Here is a 26,845-nt window from a genome sequence, read left to right on the forward strand (position 1 = left end):
TCAGTCTAACTTTTCCTATTCTATCAAGGCTTCACTTCAGCCGTGGGAACGGGGAAATTATCAATGATGAGACCCGCAAGCCAGGAAGTGCCTTTATGCTGAAATGCAGCGTTATCCAAATCTATCTTCTCCATCACCCGCTTTGCGATGGCAGTAGCCGCCGCAGCGCTGAGCATTTTATTCTGCCGATTGGCAAAGTAAATCAGACTTTTCTCTAGATCACGGGTTAGTTGCTCCCTAATGTCTTTCACTTCTTGGCTCACCTCTTCATCACTCCTTTACTCCAAGTTCTTCTATACCTTTAGTATACCCGACAACCTACTTGATTCTCCCTTTAAAAACTCCTGTCGCGTATAAAAATAAAGATGGCAGATTCTATTTGCTTTTCTCGTTTACAGCCATTTTATACAGAATCAAATCTGCCAATTGCTCCTTTTTCCATTTTTCTATTTTTCCACCTTGTGACCAGTAAAGAAAAGGAATAGTTGGATTCCCTATCGGATCAAAGTGGAGTTCTGTCGGCGCATCAATCAATAAGGGCATTGTCGAGGAGTAGAACGATATACGGTTTAGCAATTCGTTAACTTTTATCGAGTTCTCTAACCGAAGAACGAGGAGCGGCTCTTTCGTAGTGGAACCACTATCAACGCCTAAAAAATCGAACCGCTTCGGATTTATGCTCCAATTCCTCATGAGTTCTAGGGTGTGCTCAATTACATCCTCGACTGAACATTCCTGGATAATAAAAATCAGCTGCCTATGGTTTCCTAAGCGAATTTCACCCAATGCATCTGCCAATAAAGCGTTTTCTTGGATTCTGGGTCTCCATATCCACCGAAGACCTTCGTTACTTTTTTGATTCAACTGATTTCTCAGTGTACTGAGAAACTCTTCTTCAAAGAAGAAATCATCTTTCCAATCTACTGCAGGCATATACAAGTGAGAAAAATCTTCTTTCCACTCCATTTCCTCTTTCAAGTACATAGTCCTTCTTCGACGGTAATAACTCCAATCGGCCATACGGTACATGGCAGGAAATCTATAATTATGAAGGGAGATTTCGCACCAGGCTTCTAAGCTCGTTAACCATACATCACTTGAGTTTTTCAAAAAAATCCCTTCTTTTTTTGCTTTTTCTTCCGTCTCATAGATAATCCACAACTCATCAGGCTTTTCGACCCCTTCTTGCAGCTTCAATCTTTTTTGATGAGAAAAATAGTCGTTCAGCTGCCTGATGTGAAAGAACGCTTCTGCGGACCCCGTATTCGCATAGTACATCCAAATCAATCGTTTCTCTCCGTCAATCTCAAACTGATGACGTTCATGGATAACGACTTTGTCGTCCTCTTGCTGTTCGCCTAAGAAATCATATCGTAGTTTACTGTAATTCAGGTGTTTAAAAACATGCTGGAGAGAATGGATGGAGTCAGGGGATTTCCCAATAAGATTTTCGAAATGAAACAATGCATTCAACTTCTGAACCGTTTGATTCAATGGCAGTACATATACATCGAAATGAGGGAACCAGGTACGGGGAGCGGGTAACTTTTCTAGCATATCTATAAGGCTTTTATATACAGCCTTGTCCTGTCTCAAGACGATTTCTTTATCACTTCCATCATAGACAGAAAAGAATAGGATAAACTCCTTCCCTTGCTGCTTCACTTCCTCGACAATTTTAACAAAGTCGGTTTGAAAAACCAGTCCCCAATGATTGTACAACTTCGAATTAACGGAAATTAGACAGACAACCATTAAATCTGTTTCTAAGATCCATTCTGGCCAAAGCTCCATCTTCCTTAAAGGCGCTTTATATCGGTAATCTTTCTGGAAAATGGGATGCACTTCGGAGTGAGTATAAAAAAGATCCATTTCATCCACTTCCTCAACCGCTAAAAACAGATCATGTACCATCTGGGACATCGTCTGACTTTTAGGATTTGGCAGCTGAGGATTCACTTGAATGTCCATACCTCTCCGAAACTCGTCATCTGAAATCCGATTAAATGAATGAAGATGAGTCAAGGCCCGCTCTTTTACGAAATAAAAGTATTGATACAAAACCTTTTCATTATACGTGTAAGGAACCTCAATCCTTCCCAGTATTTCTGCCTCCAACATTTTGCTCAACCGGTTACTTATGACAGAAGAACTCACGGTCCGGTGAGCAAAGTGACGATACAAATCATGTACCATATTGCTTTTTATGATTCCATGGGCTAGAAAATGCTTCAGCATAACGAACTCACTTACTTTAATCGTGATACTTCGACGTCCCATTAGTTGAAATTTATGTGGTTGTAATTGGGGGTTCACTTATCGTTCCTCTCCTTTGGTTTGGGTTTCACTGATGGATTTGAGGTCATTTAGCAACAAATCATCTGTCCATTCAGGTAATTTCAGTAGTTGGTGAGCGAATGAAACAGCTTCTCGGGTAGGAAGGGCATAAACCTTTTTCAATTCTCGATATTCAACTTTTCCTTGCAGAAAGGGAACGGGAGTCGTTATATAGTCTACATAGAGTTGATTAAGTCCTTCGACTCGAACGCTCCGATCCTTCCGTTTATTCTTTTGGACCACATCGATGCTGTCATCTGGAACAGCAAATAGGATGGCGAGTTGATACCCCTCTTTCTGTAATACCTTTTGAAGCCTGTAATATCTACCGAATTTCTTTCTGATAGCGACATGCTCTTGAGAACCTGTATCCAGTTCAATACATAAAAGACGGTTATCCACTTGAAAAATCCAGTCAGGTTCCACTCCGTTTTCCCGAATTAACTTTTTATCCCTAGTTGAAGAAATGAGTTTGCCGGCAACGCCTTTACGATGCGTCAGGCCAGGTATTTCATTCCAGCAACTCAAGTATATTTGATTCGCTAAAATGGACATTGCATCGGTGTGTTTAGAGGGGATTGGACTATTTTTAAATAAGTGATAATCTTTACGCGTCCGATTATTTAAGACCAGTCTTTTCTGTTCAGCCAATAGCCAAAGACCTTTCTTCCCAAGCCGGTAATAATATCGCGGCACTCGGGCTCTCGTCACACTGACATCCTTGGTAAAGCGAATTAAGAACTCTAGCTCTACTAATCGAGTCAATCGATTGCTGATGGCGTTTGAATTTCGCAGTGTATGTGAAGTGGCTTGATAGATGGCATGAATCGACTTGGCCTGCATTGTCCGGTGGGTCCAAACCTGCTCTAACATCTCAACTTCTTCTGCCCTTAGCCAGATCACCTCCTCATTTTTCGTCTGGATTTTCAATCGACTTTTCTCCATAAACTTCTCACTCCTCTATCTTGTGGATTGATTTGATTTCGTAAACTAAACGGAACGCCGCAGTATAAAAACGACTTCTTAAAAGCTTTTTAAACTAAGTAAGTGCTCGGCTAATATTCTTCTTTGACCCTTACCTCCTTTGCGTTTAACTGCATTTCCCCACACATATCGCTTACGCAGCCTCTTACACACCCCTAGTTGGTTTGTGTTCCCACACATATGTCTCTTTTCCAAAGAGTTTTGGCCGCATAAAACGACTATAGGAAACAGCTGTGTCTATTCACTTTTCAAAGGTAGCTAGTGAAAACCTGTTACCGTTTGAAAAAGTTCTCACTTAACGTATTACTCGTTATTTCACAAAATCTCCCAGTTGTTATCGAACTTTCAGGAAGTATTCATTCCCATTTCTTGTAGCTTTAGTTGTTGATCATTTTCTTGTATTCGTGCTTCGAGCTTTTTCTTGAGCGCATCAAAACTCACGTCCTCTGCTCCATCTGAAGCGGCTAGACAAACGGACTCATCGTTCTCAGCAATATACTTTTGTAGGTTCGCTTGAAAGATAGAACAGTAGATAGCGATGGGTTTCTTGGCCGTTCCGTCTTTCATGTACCGTTTAACCGATGTAAACGAAGAGACCGCTAGCGTGAGGAGTGACGCATCAGTGATGACAGGATTCATCTTGCGTACGTAATATTGTGTCATTCGCCAAAATTCACCGATGTATTTGGCATCGTCAAAAAAAGCAGCTAAGATAGCGCGCATGGCTTCTGGAACATTTGATTTTGTTTTTGAGATTTTCTTAGTTTTTTTGAAATGCTGTTTGAAGAACGGTTCGCTTTACGTTTATTAATATTAGTAGTTTTAATATGGTTATTAGCTTTATAGGGTGCCAATTGTTTATTTTGTCCTTTAATTCCCTCACCCTTGATAGCTCTAGCTTCAGTCTCACATTTGCTCTTTTTCTCGGGTGAAGCGGGGGTGCCAATTTTCACGTTCTTTTCGTCATACTGTTGAAAAATCCAAATATTTGTTGAATTATTCCCTCCGCGTTGTTTCCGTTCAATGACTTTGAGAATGCCATTCTTGATCGCCTTGCGTCTCATGCGATGAAACGTGCTTTTGCTAATGCCTCCTGCACAGTCCATTTTCTCAATGGCTCTTAGAATGGTGCCAATTGAGGCTGTCGCAACTCCATAGGCTTTGGCGCAATACTTCGTCAATCTTCGAAAGGCGATGAATTCGGATTGCGTGAAGTCTGATTTATGTACAGCTAAAAACTGTTCTATATGGTTATTGAATTCCTCCAAACTATTGAAATTGCTAAAGGGTTTATATAGCTGAATGTATTCTGTAGTGTTTTTATGTCTCAATCTTGATCCCCCGTTTACTATCTCTAACAAAAAAAGGGAACACCTCTCCATCACAGACTACGCAAGTCTGCGAAATGAAGAGGTGCTCTCTTTAGGTTAAATTTAATTTGTATAATGGATTATGACCCAAGATAAAAAAAGAGTGTCAAAATTATTTAGAATTTTGTTTAATTCTATTCTTTTTTTCATAATAACTCTTTTTACAAAAGGGAATCATGGAAAAATCTTTAGCGATTTTAATTAGGTTGTTTCGCCGTCTCCCTAATTTCTGCCCTTTGTTTTTGTAACAGTTGGTGCCTATTAATATATAATAAAGAATCATTTTGTTTGTTTTCCAATGATTTAATTTTCTCTTTTATAAAACTTTTATTATTTTTCATCTCAGTAAACAGATTTTCTACCATTTTCTCAGCCGAATCCTCTTTCCTCCATCTCCCCCAACTGAATAAATGTCTCCTTCCTTTAGATACTGTGAATCCTTTTTTTAATTGACTTTCCAGTTTCTCTAAAAAATCACATTGGTGCTTATGTTCTTGAATCAGTACTTCTTTCACTGAAGCGACTGTAGCACTTTCTTTCTCCACTATCGAATTTTTGATCTCTTCAATCTCTTCCTGAAAAGAACGTTTGACCATGGCAATTTCTTGTTTCAGCGAATCAAGGGTTTCAGAAACAATAATCACTTCAACTTTTTGCCCTTCTTTCAAAGAGTTAGTTGAATTTCCGATAACCGACTCGCTTTCTTTCTTAATGACACCAAAAGAATGGAGAAGGTCTTCAATATCTACCAACTTCAGCCCTCCTTCGTCCATCAAGATAAAAACCATCTTGAACCGCCAAATAACCTGCCAGTCGTATACGTACCGATTTGCACTCCCTTTTCTTTTCACTTGAAAGTAGGGAAATAGCAGTTCTCTATTCAATGTATTAATCAATCGATGTTCTTTCGCATGTAGAAAAGTTGCTGCTTCTTTTGTGGAATACGTTTTAGACAATTCCATGGATTCAAATCGCGAAAGAGTCTCGAGTAATGTTGATGTTAACCCCATCGAATTGATTTTTTCATAGACAGGGTCATTGTAAAACGTTTCCTCCATCTCCTCTATACTGAATGTCGTTTTTTCTACCATCTGTGTAACGCCCCCACTCATTTGATTATGATCTCTATGTATGAAAAACCTCAAAAAAAGCACCCCAATCTTAACCAGCTTTATCTTGTCAGAAGATAAAGTCTTGGGTCAGATCAGGGTGCTCCTGTTGCTCTGTGTATGTTGTTGTTTATACGCGGTTTGCATTTCGGAAAATAGATTCTCTAGCTGGGTCATTCATAATAGATTAGTTAAAAAATAGCATAAATAGTTGGTGTCGGCAAGGTATTTCAAAAATAAATTAGGTAATGTAATGTGAATAAAAGCTTGAACTGACGCACTATAGAAAACTATTTAGTCAATTCTTTCTCCAACTCCTGAAAAATTTCAAATACTCGAACCTCCAGCCCTTCCGCGATTCGGTAGATGTTTACGAGCGATACGTTTCGGCCTCCTCTTTCAATGTCACTGATATACGTTCGGTGCAGCTCCACCAATTCAGCCAGCCGCTCCTGAGAAATTCCCTTTTCCAATCGAATACGTTTGATCACACGGCCAAAAGCCTGTCGAAGTTGTAAGTTGTCCATAGAAAAAGCGTAGTCACTTGCATACTATAAGACTACAGACTATAAGTGACGTTCTGAAATAAACGTGATATATTTTTAATGATTTCTCTCTTCCTTTTTCGCCCATCTGTTTGGCACTGCATGTTCATTCAACATTAGGCAAATAGAATGGATATGAAAAATGAGAAAGAAACAGTTAAACATATAAGGGGAGAAAAGGATGCCATTAAGTTCAAAAGACGTTGATATTCTAACCAAGAGTGCTGAGATGATTTCAGCAAGTAAACAAAAAGGGATAAGCCCAAAAGAAAGAAGAGAAGTACGCCGCCAGGCCAGCCTCATGCTTCAGGAGGCTTTTGGACTTGATATGCCGCTTTCTTCCAGTCGAGAGGAATTCGAAGAATTCAAATGGCTAAAACCTTCCCCTACCGAACGGTTACTTAAAATTGAAAAAGAGTTACATCAATTAGGCAATGAAGCAGGCAATTATCTGTTTAAAGATGCCCTCACTGAATTCTTTTCCATGGGAAAAGATGAATTACTGGAAATGGAAAAAGATACAGCTGCTTTTATGAAAACCTTTCGAACGAATTACTTAACGAAGTATGGAGAAGTCCTACTTGAGGAGATTGTCCAATTTTTTGATCAAGAAGGACTCCAATTGACCCCAACCATCATGCATCTCCGCCAAGGTCAGTTTCATAGCAATACGGTTTACCCGCTATATACTTACCTATACGACATTTCCTCAAGAGAGGGAAAACAATCCATGCAATCCATTCTCCAAAAGTACAAGATCACCGAGACAGATCTGAAAGAATGCTGCCGAATTAAGAAGAAAAAAACTTATCTCACCCTCTAAAAGAATAATAAAGCCCGCTGTTAGATGTTACTGACAGCGGGTTTTCCTACAGAAAGGACAATAATGATGGAGTTAAAAGGAACTAAGATCTATCTACGACAGATTCACCAGGGCGATATGCCACAGATTCATCAAGCACATGAGGATGAAGAACTGCGTTATCTGACACATACAAAAGAATCCTACACACTGAAAGAAATGACCAAACGGTACAAACAGTTAAGGAAGGATGTGACACGTGAGGATTTTTCGATTTGTGTAACCGAAAGTAATCAACTCATTAGGGACTTAACCCTCTTTGCGATCGATCTAGAAAGTAAAAAAGCGCGATTTCGCCTTACGCTGCATGATAAAAACTACCAAAACAAGGGCTATGGCACGGAAGTGGTGACGCTCGTACAAGATTTCGTCTTTAAAGAGTTAAAACTGAACCGCTTAGAAGTCGAAGTCCTGTCTCATAACTCCCAGGGAATTCACCTATTTGCCCAAACAGGCTTCAAGCAAGAAGGTGTGTTAAGACAATTCGTTTACTTAAATCATCAATACTCAGATAACATTCTCATGGCCATGATCCGCGTCGATTACCATCAAGCGAGACGTGTTCCTTACGAGATGATGTCTATATAAAAAGCAAGCACTTCACTAGTGCTTGCTACAGGTTTAATCGATGGGTTGTGCTTTTCCAGCCTTCTGTTCTCCCTGGCCTTTATAACGCTCGAAAACGAGTTTTAAAGTCGATGTGAGCGATTCGGGCGTTACCCCTAACAACTCCACCATTTCATCAAACGGCTTCTCCTCGACCTTGTAGAGGTGGTAAATATACGCCATCCGGACCTCATCCGTCTTGAATGGTTTCGGCAACACCACGGATAAGCGATGATAAATCTCTTTCATGTTGTTTCGAACATAATCCGCACCATATTTATTGTTCGAAGAGATCAGGTAATCATGCTCCCGAAAGACCGCCCGCTCCTGGGCCTGAACAAGTAAAGACCTTTCCAGTTCATTCACAAAATCCAGCTGCCAAAACACATCCTGTGAAGTGACAAAGTTCATCTCTGTCCGATCCCCTACCTCATGGAAATGCCGAACACGCAAACGCTCGATCTCCTTCATGCGGAAACCCGCCATCGCAAACAAGAAATACAATTTTGCATTCAACGACAAACCTGAGTCTTGAAGAACCCGCTCCTTTTCATCCACAAACTCCTGATACACCAACGTCGCATTCGACTTCTCCAATACGAGCTCATATTCAAATTTCGGCATAAAATCCACCGGCAGCTTGCCTATTTTCCAAAGGTAATGGAAATACTGGCGGAGATGCGATAGTTTCCGCCGAAGCGTACTGGCCTTTAAGCCTTTAGCTTTCTCCTGATCCAAGAAAGCCCGAACATCTGCAGGTCTAAGTTCATGTGACTCCACCAACTTGTCATACCGCTGATTCACAAACTGAAGAAACGTCTTGATCAACTCCAGCTCAATTCCCAAGGTCTCAGAAGAGATCCCCTTCTCAATCCGATACTCTTCATATCCCTGCAACATAGCCTACACCTACCTTCCATTTCATTCAGTTTAACAGGTCGAACAAAACTCCCCAACTTCAGAAAGCCCCATTCCTAATAAATATATCCATCTAGCTAAAAAAGATAATCCTGAAAAACGACCACGTATACAGATATGTATTGGCAGACTGGACTATTAAGAAGAATTGAATTTTTTTCCATTTAACAGCGCGTTTGGTTGCGGCGTCAGCATCTCCAGTTGGTCTTCCAGTTCACGCAGGGCCAATCGGTTTTCAACAGTCGTTTGGAGCAGAGCAACAGCTTTATAGTAGGTGGCTCGGTGTGTTTGGTTAAATGCCAGGGCACACTGAAGCAGCACAGCGACAGAGGTTAAGCCGGTCTGCGCGCTGCGTCCTTTTCCTGTTCGTTTGATGAGCACCTTCTTGGAGTTGCGGATGAGTTCGTTAAACGTGCTGCGGGGTATGCCGACGGCTTCGCATAGCTCTTTTTGGGTCGTCCACTTGATCGGCTGCGCCACACTGGTTTCCGCTTGAATATACAGCAGCAAGTCTTCTTCCCATTCGGTGTAGTGGCTGCGTACACGATCCTTCCGCTCTTTCTTGAACTTCCACCAGCCCCCGACATAATTGGAAATAGCGATGTCTTGTCCTGGGAGCCATTCGTCCAACAGTTCGCGGATATACGTTTGGTGTGCCCCTTTGAATTTGCCTTTATAGGCACTTCGCACAATCTTCTGGACCTCGCTGTGCCGGAGCGGGACCGATAGCGCTGTGTTGTATTCATCCAGCAGGTTCAAAGTCTCCTGAAGCCCCTTCCCTGCGCTGTAGCAAGCGAGCGCGAGGGTGAACATCAAGTTGTCACGCCCAATCTGGCCGGAGCTGCCTTTTACGTGACGCGTAGCCATCAAGGCTTGGAACCATTCAGATTGTGTCGGATCCAACATAGGTTGTTTCGTCTCTATGACAAATAACCCTCTCCCTTGGTCGTCGTCTTGCCGTTTGGACCAAGCGATGAGGGAACCCAGGGAAAACAGCATCTCCTCTGAGAACCAGCGGATATTGTCTGGTTTGGGTACACGGAAAAAACCAAAATCATTGCAGGACAGATCTACTCCCTGCAGGACCTTGGCGAGGCTGCGTTTGATGTTTTCGGAAATCCGCTTGGCCACTTTCAAGCCGCGGTAGTCGTGTTGATTGCTGATGAAGAGCGGTTTCTCGAGCACGAAATATACCTGAAAGCCCTTCGGCGTCTCCAGAATCATCGTCGGGATACCCACGCTGTGATCGAGGGCTGCAGTGAGGATTTCGGTGTACGGCTGTTTTTTTGTATCGATGTCAACAACAAAGGTGTTAATTTGTTGGAGATTCCGCTCTTCGTGTCCCTTTAGGTGCTTTCTTTCATCATCGGAATACCCTAAGTAATTATATACATTGGGAGTCCAATGAGAAAGACCAAGAATATCCTCTAAGAGGGTCTCCAAAGATGTCACTACATAACCTTTGACGCCTGCAGGTGTTTGGAGATCCTCTTTAGAGCGTACTACACCAATTGCTCCTCTTTTACGTGTTAAAAAGCTTTTTTTAGCTAGTACTTGTTCTGGAAGTGCAGCAGAGGAACCTATCATTTTAAATGTCTCTATACCATTTTGAAGAATCTTCAAAGCGACGTTTTTCGTGGTATTCACTGTTCTTCCAGCTCCTTCTTACTTCCTAACTAAATAAGAATACTTAATTAGTACCAAATTATAGAAGAGCTAAACCCCTTATACAATAGGGATTTACATCATATTTCTTTACTGTAGATTAGTAGATTAATCTACTAATCTACTAATCTACTAATCTACTAATCTATCTGTCTACTAATCTACTAATCTACTAATTAACAAATCTACTTGTAGATTTGTAGATTTTAAAGTTAAAAATTTAAGAGAAAAATCTACAAATCTACTTGTAGATTTGTAGATTTGTAGATTATAAAAATCATAAATTTCTCTTTAAACGCCTATATATTAGCCTTCAAAATAATTTAATATAAACTAATCTACAAGTAGACTAATCTATTTGTAGATTAGTCTACTTGTAGATTAGATAATAAACTATTAAATCTACAAGTAGATTTGTAGATGAATCTACAAATCTACTTTCTTTATTCTTTCATTTAATATAAATTTACAAATCTACTTGTAGATAAATCTACAAATCTACAAATCTACTTGTAGACGATTTTCCTGGCCCTATAGAATCCAACTAAAAAAGAGAGAAAATAAGTAACATTTTCTCTCTACTTGTTATGCATTTTACTTTTATACAAATCTAAAATGATTTCCAGCTGCTTCTTTTCATCTTTTGACAAAATATTATTTACATACTCGTCAAATAGAACATCAGTTAATTGGTCCACCGTATCTGCAATGCCCATAGTAACTAAAGCATTTAACTTGTTCTTCATTCCTACGCTTACTCGAACCGTAGTTGTTTTTTCAACTGTTGAAGATTTTACTTTAGGTACCTTTTTTTCAACGACTTCTTCTTTAATCTGTTCTGGAAGATCTTTTAAGGAGAATGTGGTTTTTGGAACAACCGTTTGACTTCTCTCAATTCTTTTTGGCTTTCGTTTCAACAAATCAGACATCTAGATTCGCCTCCTTAGGGAGCGGAAAATCAGATGGATCTGTGACAGCTTGCAACCTTTCCAAAAATTCGTTTGCAATAACTGTATAATTTGAAATTACATTCCGATCATGCATGTCGTCTTCAGTAATTCCAGTCATATCAAAACGTTTTAATCTTTCCATGTTTTTTACAATTCCTCTAAATAAGTTGTGCTCTCCAAACATCTCTTTAGCATTTTCTAAGGTTAACGTATCCACGGCTGCTTGGTTTTTTAATAAAACTGGCAAGATGCCTAAAATATCTAAGTCCGCATCATAATCATCTATTAGAGTTTGAAGGTATTGTGTAAAAGCTTCTGCGCCTTGTAGACTGCGTTCTTGTGTTTGAAGAACAACGACAACATATTGTGAAGCGTATAATGCTGAATCAGTAATTATAGAGAAAGTAGGAGGGACGTCAATAAATATAAAATCAAAGTCTTTCTTTAACGGTTGAAGCAATGATGAAAAGAATTGTACCCGATCAACCTCAGAAGGAAACTTTTTTTCTAAAAACTTTGGATACAATGCAAAGTCGCTGAAACTAGGAAGCAGAAATAAGTTTTCTTTTATTGGTGTAATAATACTTTTTAAATCTTCACTTTGTATTGCTGACATTAACGTTTTTTCAAAACTAGTTATCTCATCTTCTAAATGTGTTTTGGTCCGTAGATAAAGACTAGTAGCATTTGCCTGTGGATCTTGATCACTTAGCAAAACCTTATATCCCATTTTAGCTAAACAATATGCAATCATAGTGCTGTTTGTAGTTTTCCCTGTACCACCTTTGAAGTTGCCGAATGTAACCACTGTGCAAGAATCGTTCATCATTTTTCCTCCCATACTTAAATTTAGAAAATATTGTTTTACCAAAATGTAGATTTGTAGACTAATCAATAAAACTGATAAATTAAATTTAACATTATTAAAACTATGATACAACAATGAATTCACTATATTTAGTTATTTGTAAGACTATCTACAAATCTACTTGTAGATTTGTAGATTTGTAGATTTAAAGTATTTTAAAAATATAATATATGCACCTTCTTTCAAATTCAGAAAAAACAATTAAGAGCAAATAACTTGTAACAGAAGGCTTTCACATCCAGTTATTTATAAGAGACAAAAGAAGAAATTCGTATAGTGACTTTTGGAAATTAATTAAATAAAGGAATGTAATACAAGGGGGAATTTCAATTACTAGAGGAGTCATCTTAGGTGTAGCAATCTCTTTCTTTATACTATTCCGTTTGTCAATTTAAGCTAGACAGATCTATACCATTCAGCTGACTCATAAATGCTTCCAAAGGGGTTTGGTAATCCAATGACTTTCGTGGAATGTTATTCCGCTTGTCGGCGACCGTTGTGATAAACGGCTGATCCACTTCGTTGAAGTCCATTTCTTTTGGCAGGCCATCTTTTCGAAGCAATCCATTAGAGTTTTCATTCAAGGCGCGCTGAGAAGGGGTACCCGGATCCGCAAAGTAAATGGAGACGTCGTGCCGGTTGCACAACGGTTTTTAATTGGAGAATTCCTTTCCGCAATCAAACGTGATGGACTTGAACAGATTCCGCGGGACCCCTTGAAACCAGTGGTTCAGTGCGGATTCAATGTCGCAGGCCTTGCGTCCTTTAGGCTTTAGGGCGATGATGACTTTCGTCAGCCGTTCGACCAGCGTAATCACGGCACTTTTGTGGCGGGCGCCCACAATGGTGTCGCCTTCGAGATGCCCGAACTCTTTTTGAAAAGAAGGATAATCAGCATCCCGTTCGGTGATGTGCCGTTTGAACGTCTGCTTTCCACGTCGTTCTTGGTGGCCATTGGGTTTCCGTTTTCCTTTCATCGGCAGTGTAGCTGCATCAAAGACCCGATTTTTGAACATGCGATAGAGCGTGCGTGCGGAACAGTCGATGGCCGTTTCTGCACGGCCGACAATGACATCTGGGGTCCAGCCCTGAGCCACCTTTTCTTGAATATAGGCCGCCTGTTTCTTTGGTAAGACGATTTTTCGTCGGCCGCAGCGTTTCTTGTTTTGCTTGTATTGGGTGTAGAAGTCCAGGGCTGTACGCCCTGCTTTCAAGAAATTGATGACATTGTAGATCGGCTGCCGGGAACGATTCAGGCGCGCAGCAATCCACGCCACAGGTGTGTTTAGGTGGAAATAGGCTTCTATCATCACCAGTTCATCCGTGGTAAGATGGGTGTAGGTCATTCGTGATCACTCCTATGTTTTTCTTTGGTCGGAAAATACATTTAGAGTGTACCACGAATGGCTTTTTCAGTTGTCTAGCTTAATTTTACAATCGGCGTTTTGTTGAATAAGAGATACTTTTCGATAGATTTTATCAAAATGGCAAAAGCCGGCTTCGTTGACAACAAGTCGTGGAAAGCGTTAAGTTTAACTGGAAGACACCTGGAATTTAGAAGTTGCAGGAAAAGAATCCAATACGTCACTATTTAAAGTAAAAACGATTTTTTCAAGAGAAGGGAGCAATTATTAATGCAAAAGAAAATTTTTATTTCACCAAAAAAATATATTCAAGGTGCTGGTGTTCTAAGTCTGCTTGGTGAAGAAGTTGCTAAAATTGGAGTAACGCCCTTTGTTTTATCCGATAGTACGGTTTGGGGAATAACTGGAAGTACAGTTGAGGAAAGCTTCCAAGCATCCAATACTTCTTATATTTATGAAGAATTTACCGGAGAAGCTTCCAATACAGAAATTGAGCGTCTGACTAAGATAGGGAAAGACAAAAAAGCTGATGTTGTCATCGGGTTAGGCGGTGGAAAAACGATAGATACGGCAAAAGCCGTTGGGGATGCGCTTGGAATTGCTGTCGTGGTTGCTCCTACAACTGCATCTACAGATGCACCAACCAGTGCGCTATCCGTAATTTATTCTGACGATGGAGTATTTGAAGGATATAAATTCTATACCAAAAATCCGGATTTGGTTTTGGTCGACTCAAAAGTAATCGTCAATGCGCCGGTGTTTCTTTTGGCTTCAGGTATGGGAGATGCGATGGCCACGTTTGTTGAAACCCGAGCTTCATTGAAACGAAATTCAAATACCATGGCTGGCGGGAAGGCAACTCTTGCTGGACAGGCTATTGCGGAAAAGGCTGAAGAAGTGCTGTTCGATCAAGGTATTGCTGCATACAGAGCTGCGAAACAAGGGCTTGTCACACCGCAAGTCGAAGCAATTATCGAAGCGAACACCTTATTATCAGGACTAGGATTCGAGAATGGCGGATTAGCGTCAGCACATGCTATCCATAATGGCTTTACTGCACTTGAAGGAGAAATCCACAAGTTGACTCATGGCCAAAAAGTAGCCTATGGTGTCTTGACTCAGTTAGTACTAGAAGGATACGCAGAATCTGATATCTTACGTTATGCAGACTTCTTTAAAGAAATTGAGTTGCCAACAACTCTGAAAGATCTTCATTTAGAAAATGCGCCCTATGAAGATTTACTTAAAATTGGAGAACTGGCCACCGTGGCAGGAGAAACATCGCATAACATGAATCCGGAACTTACACCGGAACAAATTGCAGATGCCATTTTAGCAGTAAACGCAATTACAACTGCTTGATTTTTATCGAGAGTAAGTATATTTAGATGGAAGCATATCTAAGAGGGAGTTAACTCATCAGCATGAGTTAGCTTCCTTTCTTTGATTTTACATGTTCGCAAAATATTAATTTAACGAACAAATAAGTTATATGATAAAATAAAGATATTCTTAAAGGTCCCCTAAGTTATAATGAAATCAACTAAATCTTACAAAAAGCAGGTGTTATATGATGACCAGCTTTAATCGAGTGGATGAATTAAAAAGTCAATTAGACCAACATAGACCACTTCCAGTAGCTGCAGTAAAGAACTTACGCGATGTCTATCGTGTGGAATGGACTTATAACTCAAATGCTATCGAAGGGAACACGTTATCGCTGATTGAAACCAAAGTAGTCATGGAAGATGGCTTAACCATTGGTGGTAAACGATTGCAAGAACACTTTGAGGTAATTAATCACTCTGAAGCTATCAGCTATATTGAGGACCAGGTTACTCAGACAGCAGAGTTGGATGAGCGAACGTTAAAAACTATCCACCATTTGATATTAAAGAACATTGATGATGAAAATGCAGGGAGATACCGTTCGATCAATGTGAGGATCTCCGGTAGCCAGCATGAGCCACCGCATTTTCTCCAGGTAGAAAATGCAATGCAGGAGCTTTTCGACTGGTATAACCAAGAAAAAGACCGACTCCATCCTGTAGAGTTGGCTGCGCTATTCCACTTTAAATTCGTCTATATTCACCCATTTGCAGATGGCAATGGGCGAACAGCTAGGCTGCTGATGAATTTGATTCTAATGAGCCACGGCTATCCCCCAGCTATCGTCAAAGCTGAAAATTCACAGCGCTTAACCTATTACGAAGTGCTCGAAACAGCAAGTGTACAGGGTAATACGCAACCCTTCATTGAGTTGATTACTCAATGCGTAGAAGAAAGTTTAACGATTTACCTAAAAGCGATTTTATAAGGCGTCTTTCATTAACTCGCTGATTTTCTAGAAACAAGTCTTTTCACTTCAATATGTTCGCTTAAATTACATTTTGCGAAGTTATATTCTTATACTAAAGGAGGTACAGATGATATGGCCATGACACCCGAAGAGCTTCAAGTCCTCCAACGCATTGAAACACAGCTCACTACCATGCCCTTTTACGTGGTCGAATACGTTCGATCCAAAAAACGGGCGGGACTTTCCCCTGATACTTTGTTGCAGTACTTATATCGCTATCAACACTTCTTTCAATGGCTGCAGCGGGAAGGTCTAGCGACGTCTTCTGACCTGGCTTCGATTCCCTATACACTATTGGCAGAAATGAAAAAACAAGATATGGAACTCTACATTGAGTATTTACGAGAGGAAACCATCCCTTACGAAAAAGATACGACAAAAAAACGCGGCGATGCGGTTGTGAATTTATCTATTCATGCGCTGAAGTCTCTTTTCAACTACTTGACGAAGGAAACCGAAACTGAAGATGGAGAATCTTATTTCTACCGGAACGTGATGAGCAAAATCGTGCTGCATACGAAAAAAGAAACGGCAAGTCGCCGGGCTCAAAAAATCAGCTCGGTCATCTTGAATGAACAGGAGATTCATGAATTTCTTCATTTTGTCGAGCATGACTATGAAACAACCTTAACGAATGGCATTTCAAAACAGCGATTTTCTCGTGACAAAGAACGGGACCTTGCCATCCTCTCCCTATTCCTCGGTAGTGGCATTCGCCTCGGAGAAACTGCACGGATTCTGACGAAGAAAGTCAATTTGAAGAAACAGCTAATTGACATTAAACGTAAGGGAGCTAAAGAAGACACGATCGGCGTCATGGATCAAGCGATGGGTCACTTGAAATCTTATCTCAGCATTCGAGAAAATCGCTATAAAGCGAGCAATGAAGTCCCTTTTCTTTTTGTTACTCTGTATGGTGGCGCTGCGCGTCCTCTCTCTCGTCGGTCGATTGAAAACCTGGTGAACAAATATACAGCGGCCTTTGCACAAGGGGAAGGCATGAGTCCTCACAAGCTTCGGCATAGTTTTGCAGCGGACTTTATTCGGAATGGCGGCAATATCGTGCTCTTGCGAGACCAATTAGGACACAGCAACATCGAAACAACCTCCCTCTATACGAATCTATCGAATAAAGATAATCAGCAAGTCCTATCTAGAATGGAGAAAAACCGCACGAATCGATTGAACAATCATATGGATTTAAATAACTGAGAGAAGTTTCAAGAAATCTATATTAGATCGCTAAATTAAAAGCATTGGAGAAGAATTCCTTCTCCAATGCTTTTTCTATGTCAGAACATGAATTTACTGAGAGCGTAAAATATCTTGTGTAAATGAATAAATAGAAAAAGGAAGACCTTTTCTTGTAGAATTAAGTCACCACAACCAATTCACAGAAAAGAGGCCTTCCCTATGACTCAGTTTACAACAGAACTTATGCAAGCTCTAGTAAAAAAAGAAGACATCTCCGAAGTTTTTCGCAAACATTTGGAGACGGCGGTGAATACACTTCTTCAAACGGAACTAACAGCGTTCCTGGATTACGAAAAATACGACCGCATCGGGTTTAATTCCGGCAACTCACGCAATGGTGTCTACACGCGGACACTCCGTACGGAGTATGGGGATTTAGAGCTTTCGATGCCACGGGACCGGAACGGCGAATTCGACCAACAGACGGTCGCTCCGTACAAGCGCTCAAACGATACGCTGGAAACCTTCGTTATTCATATGTTCCAAAAAGGCGTGACCATGTCCGAGATATCGGACCTGATCGAGAAAATGTACGGCCATCATTACACGCCGCAAATCATTTCCAATATGACGAAAGTCATGAGCGAACAGGTCGAGGCGTTTAAATCTCGTCCGTTAGAACAGCGTTACGCGTGTGTCTATCTGGATGCAACTTACATTGCCCTCAAGCGCGACACGGTCTCGAAGGAAGCCGTCTATATTACGATTGGCATCCGAGAGGACGGCTCAAAAGAAGTGTTGGCCTATACAGTGGCACCTACGGAATCCGCATTCGTTTGGGAAGAAGTCCTGTTGGACTTGAAAGAGCGCGGTGTCGAAGAGGTGCTTTTGTTTATCTCCGACGGCTTGAAAGGCATCACCGATCGCATCTTCGCGGTCTTTCCCGATGCTCAATATCAGGCGTGCTGCGTTCACCTGTCGCGCGGGATCCGCCACAAAGTTCGCGTTACCGATCGCAAGGAGATTCTGGATGATTTCAAATCGGTCTACCGGTCAGAGAACCAAGAACTGGGTGAAAAAGCGTTGAAAGCCTTTGTCGATAAATGGAAAACGGCCTATCCCAAAGTGGCGAAATCGTTGGAAGCGAATCCCTATATTTTCACTTTCTACAGCTTCCCAAAATCCATTTGGCGAAGCATCTATTCAACGAACCTGATCGAATCGTTCAACAAGAACGTAAAGAAATACAGCAAGCGCAAGGAACAATTTCCGAACGAAGATTCCTTGGATCGCTTCCTGGTTTCCCAGTTCGAAATCTATAACCAGAACTTCTCCACCCGTTGCCATATCGGATTCGATCAAGCTCGTGCAGAGCTGACTGAGATGTTCAAGCAAACCTAATCGATATACATACAAGAAAAGGATTTACTTATTTACACATAATTATTGACGGTCTCAAACAAAAGCCTGACAGATAGCTCTTCTCAATCTTGGTTACCTTATTGTTTGCGTACTCTTCTTTAACTGGTGCAGTCTTTTTCGATACAGGTAATGAGTCACTAGATAACGTCGAACGAACACAACCTTGAAGCCGCAGAAATGGTATTTCGCCTACAAACGATAGGTCGCTTGGACCTTATGAATAGGCTTAAAAGGTGTCACGTAGTAAAGTTCATGAGGACAAACCAACGATACTTTGTATAGTGTTAAGAAGATTTCTTTTGACACTTCATAATGTTGAACATAGTTAGGTAATAACTTCATTTTTTCCGTCGCATGTTCTAGCTTCAGCTCTTCTACATTTACCCATATTGGTTCTATTTTCTTCGTACTATACGGGGTTCCTTGATGGACGAACTCTCTTGTTAAACGCGCGAATAGTGTCAGGAATACTATGCCATTTTCTTCATGTATATGCTTTGAACGTGTAAAAAAATAGGTGGCAGTTTTTGAGACATCCGAATACTTACGTTTAATTTCCATCTATTTTCCTCTCCCTTTCGTTTAACGACATGATGAAGAATGAAATGCGCCTTCATTTTATAGGCGGATGTTCCTGTTTTATCAGGCGCTGTCTTTCTTGGGTGCTAAAACCTTGCCCATATAGACTTCGTTGTGCAGTTTGTTGAGAAGAACAACTGAGCTTTTCCGGATTCCCTCTACTTCATATCCACTTTGTTCAAAACGCATACGCGCCTGCACGTTTTCTTCTAACATCGTAAGTTCAAAACGTTTGATGCCTTTTTCTTCTGCCCATTCTTCTGATTTTCGCATAAGACTAGAAAAACGTCTAAATCGTACTCGATGTCTTGAATAAAAAGCTCAACCACTGCCCGATGAGCAGCTCGCTTCAATTCATTCCCTGTAATTTTCATATATCCAACATGTTCACCGTTCAGAATAGCCAACAAGATGACCGAGTGCCCTATTTGATTGCATGCAGTAATTTGCTGTCTGAAGCCTTTTTCTGAAGTTTCCTGGTGTTCCTGCCCCTCGATAAAAAACGTTAATTTTGCATTCTCTTTTTTGTATAATTTGGAAAGGGAAGGCGCATCTCCATGCAAAGCAGGACGGATAATTAAAGTATCTTTATCACTCTCATTTTTGAAAAGTGGATCTTCTCTTTCAAAAACGATGTATTGATTTGGCTTCACATACTTTACCACATACCCTGCAGCGACCCATGCCTGATAGTGCCTTATATATGATTTCTCTTTTTTCCACCAACTGTGATTCAAATATGCACTGCTCGGGAGACTATATCCCATAATTTTCTCGATCTCTGTGAATTTTAATGTAATGATTTGATTCGTCGATTCTGAAAAGTACATAGCTAACGAGCGATATTTCTTTTCCAATGCTGTCACCACTCAATCCCTCCTACTAAAAAAGTTATTTTGTCATTTTGTAACGTCCATTTATGCTACTTAGAAAAAAACGCCGCAAAGAATCGTGGGATTCCTTGCGGCGTTGCTAGTAGCGCCATAGTCTAAAGCACATCACCTATTTACGTCATTCAATTAGATACGATTAAGAATAAACATTTATAGTTGTTGATTTCATCTATACGGTAAAAAACAAACGGGACAAGCAACGATCTGACTGTCTAATGATATTTTATCTGCATTTATGAGATAATTTCCTCAAAAAAGTCTATGAAAACAGTTCGTTTGTGTCCTTCAATAAATTTAAATACCCACTTTACAAAACAAGTAAACTGGTCAAAATAAGCGTTGTGCTCGTTGTCCTCTTACGTATATATACCGATACGTCCACCTCGTATGAAAATGAGTCACGTGTAGCGCTTCTACTTCTGGAATTAAAAGCGATGATTTATGTTGGTGCCTTGTCTTGCTCTTTTTTCTTTATACATGGCTTGATCGGCTTCCTTCAACATGGAGGACACTGTAGCTTCAGGATGAGGCATAGCTAGACCAATACTAGTCGATACAGACAGCGACATCCCTTCAATTGTCCATGTTTTTTTCATTATATTTCTAATTTTCTCGATGACAGTCAACGCACAATTTACGGAGTCTATATTGGCTAAGAGAATAATAAACTCATCTCCTCCTAAACGCGCCACGACATCGCTTTCAAATACAGTTGTTTCTAAACGTCTGCCAAACTCCTGTATGATGGCATCACCTGTCTCATGTCCCCATTGATCATTTATTTGCTTGAACTCGTCTACATCTAGCAGCATTACGGCAAAATGCTTCTCTTTCACGCGAAAATCAATCAATGCTTGTTCAAGTGACTCCTGAAAGTAGCGACGATTAGGCAGGTTAGTCAACGGGTCACGAAAGGCCAGTAGTTCTAACTTGGCTTCATATTTTTTTTGCAAATCGATGTCTCGAATGATAATTACCATATGGCTGTAAGACTCGGATGCATCAAAAACTGGCTTCGCGAGTAATTCTGACCAAATCCAGTGACCATTTTTGTGCTTAATGCGGATGCGTTTTTTACAAATCTGTTTTGTGAGTATGGCTTCATCTATTGAGGTGTTCAGTGCCTCCTGATCTTCTATATGGACTCTAAGTAGCGCATCATGAATCGTATAATCCTCAGGTTTAATACCGTAAAGCGTTTCTACGGAAGGAGAAATATACAAATTCTCATTCTGGCGATTAATTAAAATAATAACGTCATGAGAATTCTCCGCAATCACTCGAAGGTTCTTTTCACTTTCCATATACAATTCAACCAAATGATCCAGTTCGCGCATATCTTTTAAAATGACATAAAATCCCGTTGTTTGGTCTTTTACCTTAATCGGAATACACTTCGCCAAGACGCTTAACTGCTTATTTTCTTTCTGGAGAACACTGACGCGGAAATCTTTGTATATGCCCCCAATTGCATGTCGAAAATTTATCAGCGCTTCTCGTTGATCTTGAGGAGCAATAAAGTTTAAGACTCTTCGTTTATATAATTCGTCTTCAGGTAATTGCCCAACAACGAGTCCCATTGGATTAGCCCCTGTTATTCGTCCCTTTAAATCTATCGTAAAAATAGCATCTGCATGATGTGCAAATAGCGATTGATAATAAGAACGGCTGGTTTCGAGATTCATTAACGCTTCTACGCTTACTTGCTTGGCTTCGACTTCTCCAGTGATGTCCTGCACAATGCTCACAACATGTGTACATCGCCCTTCTTCATTAAACATAGGAGTAAGGCGAGTTTTGGAATAGCGAAGCTTTCTATGAGGATCTATATAAGTGTCTTCATAGGAGATCGATTCACCACTCGTTAATACCTTCACATATTGGGAATGAATCATTTCGGCTAACTCGGCCGCTTGCGTTTCCATAAAGGTTTTGCCAAGTGAATCTGGTGTTAAGTCCGTCTTATCCATCGCGGCTTGATTGATAAATTCATAAAAAAGCCCATCCTCATCGACCCGGACGATAAATACCATTTCTTGTATTCCGTTCATTAACGCTCGATCGATTGACAATGATGCTTGATGCTGAATCATACATAAGCCCCCTACAATGCTTTTTGACAAACGTTATTTCTCCATATATTTACTTATGATAACAGAATATTCCTCGAAATGTACCTTTTACCCCATAAAAACTTTTTCCATAAAGAGACTTTTTGCTTACTTACTACTGTATCTAGATTAATTCAATATGAATCTTAAGCTTTATCAAAACTACCTAAAAATCTCATGCAATATATGAAGAAAATTGCTTGTTAGTTACTTCCTTTTATTCAGCTACTCCGTCACTTGAAACCTCCCATTCATCCAACCCAACCTACGTTTTGCTGTAAGTAAACATTGCCTCAGATAAATGCGATTTTGAGGCGCAATAAGCTAAATCGCTTGAGATTCTCCCTATACTTCTTATAAAAAATAGAAACTCCAACTATTTTATCGATATTTCTAGGCTTCGAGATAAAATAAATTTCCTCACCCAATTTTTTCTCAAATATGCTTTATTTCAGAAAATACCGATATAACCGCCTTAAATATTCCTTAATATCCCATAAATAAGATCCCTTTTTACCTTTCTTTATTAAAATTAATTTTTATCTTTAAACATATAGTTCATATATATGTATTTAATTTCAAAAAAAATAAATATAACTCGCATTAGTGGGTATATAAGTTGTGTGTCGCTCACTTTATAAAGGGTATTAAGACTCATATTTTATTGAAAAGAGATCTTTTTAAGTAAAAGGTTCGTTGTTCTGCTGATATTGAAAATGTAAGAAAGCAGGCATTTCGAGCTTCAGCGGTATATTTCTTTCGGTAATGCAATAATAAATTCCTTTTGCATTCATTGGACCGAACGTAATGTTCCAACACCACAGAACGACAAGACATTACTTCAGACGAATCCTCTTTTGGAAACTTTTCCCTTCATGATCGAACACCAGAACCCGGGTAAAGTGATCTGCCGTCCGTTAGTTTTTACAAAAAAATTTAAAATGATGCAAAGTCGAAGTGATCGAGCTAGAAATACCTCAGCCATTGATTCTATCTTTCGCTATCATTCAGGAGGTTTTCTATAGAAATACAAGCATTTTAGAAAGTGGAATGGAGAATCAACACAGGATATTTTAAAGAAAAAGCCTGCACAGAATTTATGTGGTCGAAGGTTTGAAAAAATGGAGCATGGCGTAAGAAGCGTTTGTTGCCTGGAGGCATTTCCATCGATGTGAAAAAGACAACGATTATTTGTTTGAGGGACAACCGACTAAAAAAATAAGACAACGTTTCGAGTGTGGAAGCAAAAAGCGTTAACGAACGCCGTACTTCAACTAATAAAAACGATTGAGATTGAAAGGAATTTAAACCAATGACTATAGCGCTTGAAAAAAAATATATTCCCTTAGCAAACTATTTTTCCATGGCAACAGAACCACTCCTGACGCTACACCTTTCTGAAGTTGAAAAGATCATTGGCCAGAACCTACCTAACAGTGCCTATTTAAATCAAAGTTGGTGGGAAAAGACTAAAGCGCCCTCTAAGTATTTTCATGCTTGGATCGACCATGGCTACAGAGTCAAGGAATTTAAACCAAATCGTTTTGTCAGTTTTGAAAGAATGGATCTTCTGGATAAAAACGGCGGAAATAATGATTATGAAAAGAAAGATATTTTGCTTATTCGCCAAGCTAAACATAGTGACGCTCGCTTTCTAGCAGAGTTGCAGAAGCAAATTGAAGGAGAATCGGACTTTCTATTGTATGGAAAAGAGGAACGAGCACTGTCTACACAAAAAATGAAAAAGCAGATTATTGAGTGGAATCAAAGCGGTCATTCAATCGCCTTTCTTGCTATTTTAAACGGGGAACACGTCGGTTATTTAATGGTCGTAGGAAATGAGGCCAAGCGAGCTAGTCACCGTGCTGCTTTGCTTCTTGGGATTCAAGCTGATGCACAAGGGAAAGGAATTGCTTCCTCCCTTCTTCAAAAAGCTGAAGAATGGGCTGCTACAAATACCATCACTCGTCTCGAGTTGATTGTTTCAGACGAAAATACTCCAGCTCAAAAGCTTTTTGAGAAAAATGGATATGAACCAGAAGGTATTCGTAAAAACTCAATAATAACCAATAATAAACTGCACAATGAAATTTATATGGCTAAGTTTTTAGATTCCCCAAAAAGAACAAGAGCTTCGAACTCATATTATGCCCAATGATGCGTTTTTGATTCTACATCATTAGTCGACTCTTGCAGTGTAAACCATTTGCAGTTGCTACCCTTCCTATAGGCAATATCGAGACCATTTAGTCAACTGTCATCGTCTACAAAATCTTCAGTTCGACGTATCTCAAGGCATGATTAGTTTTGGCTTATGTTCAAATAGTTTTTTATTAAAGGCAAAATTTGAGCTAATAATTCTTCATCAGTTAGTTCAATTCCGCGCTCAGTCCAGAACGTGTATGCAGTACCTTTAAGGGCATCTAGTGTATTAACTTCACGGTAAGGGTTATCTTTGCAACAAAATACAGATGAGTTATGAAACGCCTTTACGTAGTTAATTTGTTCAGTGATAGCTTCTGTATTTATATTGTCGTTACTTGGACTGTAAACTAGAGTATAAAAATTCGAATTGTGAAGTGTTCTATTGTTTGAAATGAAAACCTCGGGGGGCAACATGCTTTCTTGCCAATAGACAATCTCTACATTTGAATTTAAAGCATGCAACCCGACTTCAGTTAAAGAATCGTTCCACATCCTCGGCTTGTAACCGCATTGTTCGACATAGTTAGAAACTATGTTCATAAACCTTATATATTCATCTTGAAAGCTAATTGTTCCTGGTACTTCGTCACCGCCTATTGAGAATATGAGCTGTCCTTTATATTTATCTTGCTTAAACAACGAGGCTATTTCCTCAATCAAGTATTTGACATGTGTTGCTGCACTGGGATTATCAAAGTAGTCAACTAGATTGTCATCGAAGTCTGACACAATCGATTTATAAAATTTTTTATCGAACCTTTCTTTCACCAGATTCAACCACCCTTTTGAATGGCTTGGAACATCAAAATCCGGAATGATCATCACATCTCTATCGTTTGCGTAAGTGATGAGTTCCAAAATTTCGCCTTTAGTGAGGTATTGATCATTCGTTTTCGTCGAAGTCTGACCTAGAATTTCAGAGAATACCCGGTATCCCTCTGCATCTGAGAAATGCAATTGAAGATAATCTCCACCACTTGATTGAATCTCATCAATTATGCGCATTAAGAACATCAATGAAACGTGACGTCTCGAAGTATCTAATATGACACCGCTGATCAACCGAGAACGAGTGGCTTCTTCGTGGAGGTGCTTCGGTAAATGGAAGAGCTCTTTTTTGATGCGGTTCGGCAATATAAAAACCTCCTTTCTACATAGTGACCTTTCAATAAAGAAGTTACTAAAGTGGATACACTTATTTTTTTCCAACAACAATTCTGGATGCAAAGAAATCTCGGAAATTAAGCTGGAAACTGCTTATTTTAAATAGAAACATACGAAAGAAGGAACATTGAAATGAATTTCTTTTCAGAACCATATGGTGTGGTTGCAAGTTTTGTTTTCTGGTATCCATTTCTAATGGCACTTTTTTGGATGGCAGGATCTATTCTGTTTTTAAGAACAAAAGAAAATAAACAAAGTGATATCGATATAGATGGATTTGATTGGCCGATGATCAGTATCCTCGTTCCTTGTTATAACGAAGAAGATACGATCATGGAGACCGTAGAAAACCTAACTGGGCTATCTTACCCCAAAAAGGAAATTATCTTAATAAATGATGGTTCAACCGATCAAACCACTTACCTTTTAGAGGAACTATCAAAAAAATACGATGAAGTAAGAGTGATTCAACTTGAACAAAACCAAGGGAAAGCAAATGCTTTACAAGTTGGCTTATTTGCTTCTAAAGCCGAGTATTTAGTCTGCGTTGATGCAGATGCCCTCCTAGCAGATACAGCCCCTTACTATATGGTTCATCAGTTTTTTGTAAGTGGAGAACGAGTGGGCGCCGTTACAGGAAGTCCATCCATTCGGAATCGAAATACGCTGCTGAGCCGAATGCAATTGGTTGAATACGCTTCAATTATTGGCGCGATTAAGCGCACACAAAGACTATTAGGAAAAGTAATGACGGTATCGGGAGTCGTGGTGACATTTCGTAAAAAAGCATTAGTAGATGTTGGATTGTGGGACCGCGATATGATTACAGAGGATATTGCGGTCAGCTGGAAATTGCAAAAACGATTTTGGGATGTTCGCTATGAACCTCGTGCAATTTGTTGGATGCTTGTACCAGAAACACTTTCTGGTATCTGGCAACAACGGATTCGTTGGGCGCAAGGAGGACAGGAAGTCGTCTTACGCCACTGGCGCATTCTTTTCAGCTGGAAACAAAGACGACTGTGGCTTATCTTTTTAGAACAATGTGTCAGTACCATTTGGGCTTTTAGTTGGTTATTTATTACATTAGTTCTTATTTTTTCGGCTAATACCTTCCAGGATCTCTTATTTTGGTTGACATTAACTTCTTTTTTCCTTGTATTTATCAGCATGATTCAACTATTCATTTCGCTCGTAATTGATTCTAGACACAACGGTGTGATGAAGTACTATTTGTGGGCTGCATGGTATCCGGCTATTTATTGGATGGTAAACACATTAGTAGTCGTTGTTGCTTTGCCAAGGGCCATAAAATCCCGTTATAAAGGAGGTTACGCTGT

23 protein-coding genes and 1 pseudogene are annotated in these 26,845 nt (G+C 39.9%); 8 read left to right on the top strand and 16 right to left on the bottom strand.

From position 1 onward, the window contains the following. Nucleotides 1-23: 23 nt before the first annotated feature. From G3255_RS19895 to G3255_RS19925, 7 genes are all read right to left on the bottom strand, one after another. Nucleotides 24-263: a hypothetical protein gene (locus G3255_RS19895; RefSeq protein WP_211656330.1), complete on the bottom strand. Its 240-nt coding sequence runs from the start codon at nucleotides 261-263 to the stop codon at nucleotides 24-26. A gap of 112 nt (nucleotides 264-375) precedes the next feature. Next, nucleotides 376-2,316, bottom strand: a complete 1,941-nt coding sequence (locus tag G3255_RS19900; RefSeq protein WP_211656331.1) for a hypothetical protein — start codon at nucleotides 2,314-2,316, stop codon at nucleotides 376-378. After that, nucleotides 2,317-3,282 carry a replication-relaxation family protein gene (locus tag G3255_RS19905; protein WP_211656332.1) on the bottom strand — a complete coding sequence of 322 codons (966 nt, stop codon included), beginning with the start codon at nucleotides 3,280-3,282 and terminating at the stop codon, nucleotides 2,317-2,319. It lies immediately after the preceding gene. A 384-nt stretch (nucleotides 3,283-3,666) separates the two neighbouring features. Then, the gene (locus G3255_RS19910) at nucleotides 3,667-3,888 is read right to left on the bottom strand and encodes a hypothetical protein (protein ID WP_211656333.1); all 222 of its coding nucleotides are present in this window, start codon (nucleotides 3,886-3,888) and stop codon (nucleotides 3,667-3,669) included. Nucleotides 3,889-4,028: 140 nt separating this feature from the next. Beyond that, nucleotides 4,029-4,652, bottom strand: coding sequence for a hypothetical protein (locus tag G3255_RS19915; RefSeq protein WP_211656334.1), 624 nt, complete (start codon nucleotides 4,650-4,652; stop codon nucleotides 4,029-4,031). A gap of 236 nt (nucleotides 4,653-4,888) precedes the next feature. After that, the gene (locus G3255_RS19920; protein ID WP_211656335.1) at nucleotides 4,889-5,782 is read right to left on the bottom strand and encodes a hypothetical protein; all 894 of its coding nucleotides are present in this window, start codon (nucleotides 5,780-5,782) and stop codon (nucleotides 4,889-4,891) included. Nucleotides 5,783-6,090: 308 nt separating this feature from the next. Beyond that, on the bottom strand, nucleotides 6,091-6,291 hold the full coding sequence (locus tag G3255_RS19925) for a helix-turn-helix domain-containing protein (protein ID WP_341963460.1): 201 nt from the start codon (nucleotides 6,289-6,291) through the stop codon (nucleotides 6,091-6,093). Between the two features lie 235 nt (nucleotides 6,292-6,526). On the opposite strand from G3255_RS19925, the gene G3255_RS19930 reads away from it, so the two are divergent. Both G3255_RS19930 and G3255_RS19935 read left to right on the top strand, forming a co-directional pair. Further along, nucleotides 6,527-7,168, top strand: a complete 642-nt coding sequence (locus tag G3255_RS19930) for a hypothetical protein (RefSeq protein ID WP_211656337.1) — start codon at nucleotides 6,527-6,529, stop codon at nucleotides 7,166-7,168. Between the two features lie 63 nt (nucleotides 7,169-7,231). After that, on the top strand, nucleotides 7,232-7,795 hold the full coding sequence (locus G3255_RS19935; RefSeq protein ID WP_211656338.1) for a GNAT family N-acetyltransferase: 564 nt from the start codon (nucleotides 7,232-7,234) through the stop codon (nucleotides 7,793-7,795). A gap of 33 nt (nucleotides 7,796-7,828) precedes the next feature. Here the strand turns inward: G3255_RS19935 and G3255_RS19940 are convergent, their stop codons facing one another. From G3255_RS19940 to G3255_RS19960, 5 genes and pseudogenes are all read right to left on the bottom strand, one after another. Then, complete coding sequence (locus tag G3255_RS19940; RefSeq protein ID WP_211656339.1) at nucleotides 7,829-8,713, bottom strand: site-specific integrase; 885 nt, start codon at nucleotides 8,711-8,713, stop codon at nucleotides 7,829-7,831. A 156-nt stretch (nucleotides 8,714-8,869) separates the two neighbouring features. Then, nucleotides 8,870-10,378 (bottom strand): primase C-terminal domain-containing protein, encoded by a 1,509-nt coding sequence (locus tag G3255_RS20360; RefSeq protein WP_211656340.1) that lies wholly within the window; start codon nucleotides 10,376-10,378, stop codon nucleotides 8,870-8,872. A 596-nt stretch (nucleotides 10,379-10,974) separates the two neighbouring features. Beyond that, nucleotides 10,975-11,325, bottom strand: a complete 351-nt coding sequence (locus G3255_RS19950) for a DUF5388 domain-containing protein (protein WP_211656341.1) — start codon at nucleotides 11,323-11,325, stop codon at nucleotides 10,975-10,977. Next, on the bottom strand, nucleotides 11,318-12,172 hold the full coding sequence (locus G3255_RS19955) for a ParA family protein (RefSeq protein ID WP_211656351.1): 855 nt from the start codon (nucleotides 12,170-12,172) through the stop codon (nucleotides 11,318-11,320). The genes G3255_RS19950 and G3255_RS19955 overlap by 8 nt, the downstream gene beginning before the upstream one ends. Before the next feature lie 428 nt (nucleotides 12,173-12,600). Beyond that, nucleotides 12,601-13,560: pseudogene (locus G3255_RS19960) on the bottom strand (IS30 family transposase). A 288-nt stretch (nucleotides 13,561-13,848) separates the two neighbouring features. On the opposite strand from G3255_RS19960, the gene G3255_RS19965 reads away from it, so the two are divergent. From G3255_RS19965 to G3255_RS19980, 4 genes are all read left to right on the top strand, one after another. Then, a complete protein-coding gene (locus G3255_RS19965) occupies nucleotides 13,849-14,940 on the top strand; it encodes a glycerol dehydrogenase (protein ID WP_101801507.1) in 1,092 nt (363 codons plus the stop codon). Between the two features lie 211 nt (nucleotides 14,941-15,151). Continuing rightward, on the top strand, nucleotides 15,152-15,895 hold the full coding sequence (locus G3255_RS19970; protein WP_211656352.1) for a Fic family protein: 744 nt from the start codon (nucleotides 15,152-15,154) through the stop codon (nucleotides 15,893-15,895). A 120-nt stretch (nucleotides 15,896-16,015) separates the two neighbouring features. Beyond that, complete coding sequence (gene xerS / locus G3255_RS19975; protein WP_249222425.1) at nucleotides 16,016-17,149, top strand: tyrosine recombinase XerS; 1,134 nt, start codon at nucleotides 16,016-16,018, stop codon at nucleotides 17,147-17,149. A 201-nt stretch (nucleotides 17,150-17,350) separates the two neighbouring features. Further along, the gene (locus G3255_RS19980) at nucleotides 17,351-18,532 is read left to right on the top strand and encodes an IS256 family transposase (protein WP_211656343.1); all 1,182 of its coding nucleotides are present in this window, start codon (nucleotides 17,351-17,353) and stop codon (nucleotides 18,530-18,532) included. A gap of 210 nt (nucleotides 18,533-18,742) precedes the next feature. On the opposite strand, the gene G3255_RS19985 is transcribed toward G3255_RS19980, so the two are convergent. The 3 genes from G3255_RS19985 to G3255_RS19995 all read right to left on the bottom strand — a co-directional run bounded on the left by G3255_RS19985 (nucleotide 18,743) and on the right by G3255_RS19995 (nucleotide 22,118). Continuing rightward, complete coding sequence (locus G3255_RS19985; RefSeq protein ID WP_211656344.1) at nucleotides 18,743-19,114, bottom strand: hypothetical protein; 372 nt, start codon at nucleotides 19,112-19,114, stop codon at nucleotides 18,743-18,745. 227 nt (nucleotides 19,115-19,341) lie between these two features. Continuing rightward, on the bottom strand, nucleotides 19,342-19,998 hold the full coding sequence (locus tag G3255_RS19990; protein WP_211656345.1) for a DUF7662 domain-containing protein: 657 nt from the start codon (nucleotides 19,996-19,998) through the stop codon (nucleotides 19,342-19,344). A 452-nt stretch (nucleotides 19,999-20,450) separates the two neighbouring features. Further along, the gene (locus tag G3255_RS19995; protein WP_211656346.1) at nucleotides 20,451-22,118 is read right to left on the bottom strand and encodes a sensor domain-containing protein; all 1,668 of its coding nucleotides are present in this window, start codon (nucleotides 22,116-22,118) and stop codon (nucleotides 20,451-20,453) included. A gap of 1,330 nt (nucleotides 22,119-23,448) precedes the next feature. Here G3255_RS19995 and G3255_RS20000 point away from each other — a divergent pair. Beyond that, nucleotides 23,449-24,294, top strand: a complete 846-nt coding sequence (locus tag G3255_RS20000) for a GNAT family N-acetyltransferase (protein WP_211656347.1) — start codon at nucleotides 23,449-23,451, stop codon at nucleotides 24,292-24,294. Between the two features lie 143 nt (nucleotides 24,295-24,437). Here the strand turns inward: G3255_RS20000 and G3255_RS20005 are convergent, their stop codons facing one another. Next, a complete protein-coding gene (locus G3255_RS20005) occupies nucleotides 24,438-25,475 on the bottom strand; it encodes a family 20 glycosylhydrolase (protein ID WP_211656348.1) in 1,038 nt (345 codons plus the stop codon). A 162-nt stretch (nucleotides 25,476-25,637) separates the two neighbouring features. Between G3255_RS20005 and pgaC the strand changes: the two genes are divergently transcribed. Next, the coding region (gene pgaC, locus G3255_RS20010; RefSeq protein WP_211656349.1) for a poly-beta-1,6-N-acetyl-D-glucosamine synthase at nucleotides 25,638-26,845 on the top strand (1,208 nt) is incomplete at its 3' end.

It is taken from the genome of Planococcus sp. MSAK28401, from assembly GCF_018283455.1.
GTDB classification, from domain to species: domain Bacteria; phylum Bacillota; class Bacilli; order Bacillales_A; family Planococcaceae; genus Planococcus; species Planococcus alpniumensis.

Excerpts from the sequence above, each read along its gene's own strand:
- xerS (WP_249222425.1), top strand. The coding sequence starts at position 16,016 with ATGACACCCGAAGAGCTTCAAGTCCTCCAACGCATTGAAACACAGCTC.
- G3255_RS19905 (WP_211656332.1), bottom strand. The coding sequence starts at position 3,282 with ATGGAGAAAAGTCGATTGAAAATCCAGACGAAAAATGAGGAGGTGATC.
- G3255_RS19970 (WP_211656352.1), top strand. The coding sequence starts at position 15,152 with ATGACCAGCTTTAATCGAGTGGATGAATTAAAAAGTCAATTAGACCAA.
- G3255_RS19985 (WP_211656344.1), bottom strand. The coding sequence starts at position 19,114 with ATGGAAATTAAACGTAAGTATTCGGATGTCTCAAAAACTGCCACCTAT.
- G3255_RS19930 (WP_211656337.1), top strand. The coding sequence starts at position 6,527 with ATGCCATTAAGTTCAAAAGACGTTGATATTCTAACCAAGAGTGCTGAG.
- G3255_RS19955 (WP_211656351.1), bottom strand. The coding sequence starts at position 12,172 with ATGAACGATTCTTGCACAGTGGTTACATTCGGCAACTTCAAAGGTGGT.
- G3255_RS20000 (WP_211656347.1), top strand. The coding sequence starts at position 23,449 with ATGACTATAGCGCTTGAAAAAAAATATATTCCCTTAGCAAACTATTTT.
- G3255_RS19950 (WP_211656341.1), bottom strand. The coding sequence starts at position 11,325 with ATGTCTGATTTGTTGAAACGAAAGCCAAAAAGAATTGAGAGAAGTCAA.
- G3255_RS19965 (WP_101801507.1), top strand. The coding sequence starts at position 13,849 with ATGCAAAAGAAAATTTTTATTTCACCAAAAAAATATATTCAAGGTGCT.
- G3255_RS19920 (WP_211656335.1), bottom strand. The coding sequence starts at position 5,782 with ATGGTAGAAAAAACGACATTCAGTATAGAGGAGATGGAGGAAACGTTT.
- G3255_RS19980 (WP_211656343.1), top strand. The coding sequence starts at position 17,351 with ATGACTCAGTTTACAACAGAACTTATGCAAGCTCTAGTAAAAAAAGAA.
- G3255_RS19940 (WP_211656339.1), bottom strand. The coding sequence starts at position 8,713 with ATGTTGCAGGGATATGAAGAGTATCGGATTGAGAAGGGGATCTCTTCT.
- G3255_RS19935 (WP_211656338.1), top strand. The coding sequence starts at position 7,232 with ATGATGGAGTTAAAAGGAACTAAGATCTATCTACGACAGATTCACCAG.
- G3255_RS19995 (WP_211656346.1), bottom strand. The coding sequence starts at position 22,118 with ATGATTCAGCATCAAGCATCATTGTCAATCGATCGAGCGTTAATGAAC.
- G3255_RS19910 (WP_211656333.1), bottom strand. The coding sequence starts at position 3,888 with ATGAAAGACGGAACGGCCAAGAAACCCATCGCTATCTACTGTTCTATC.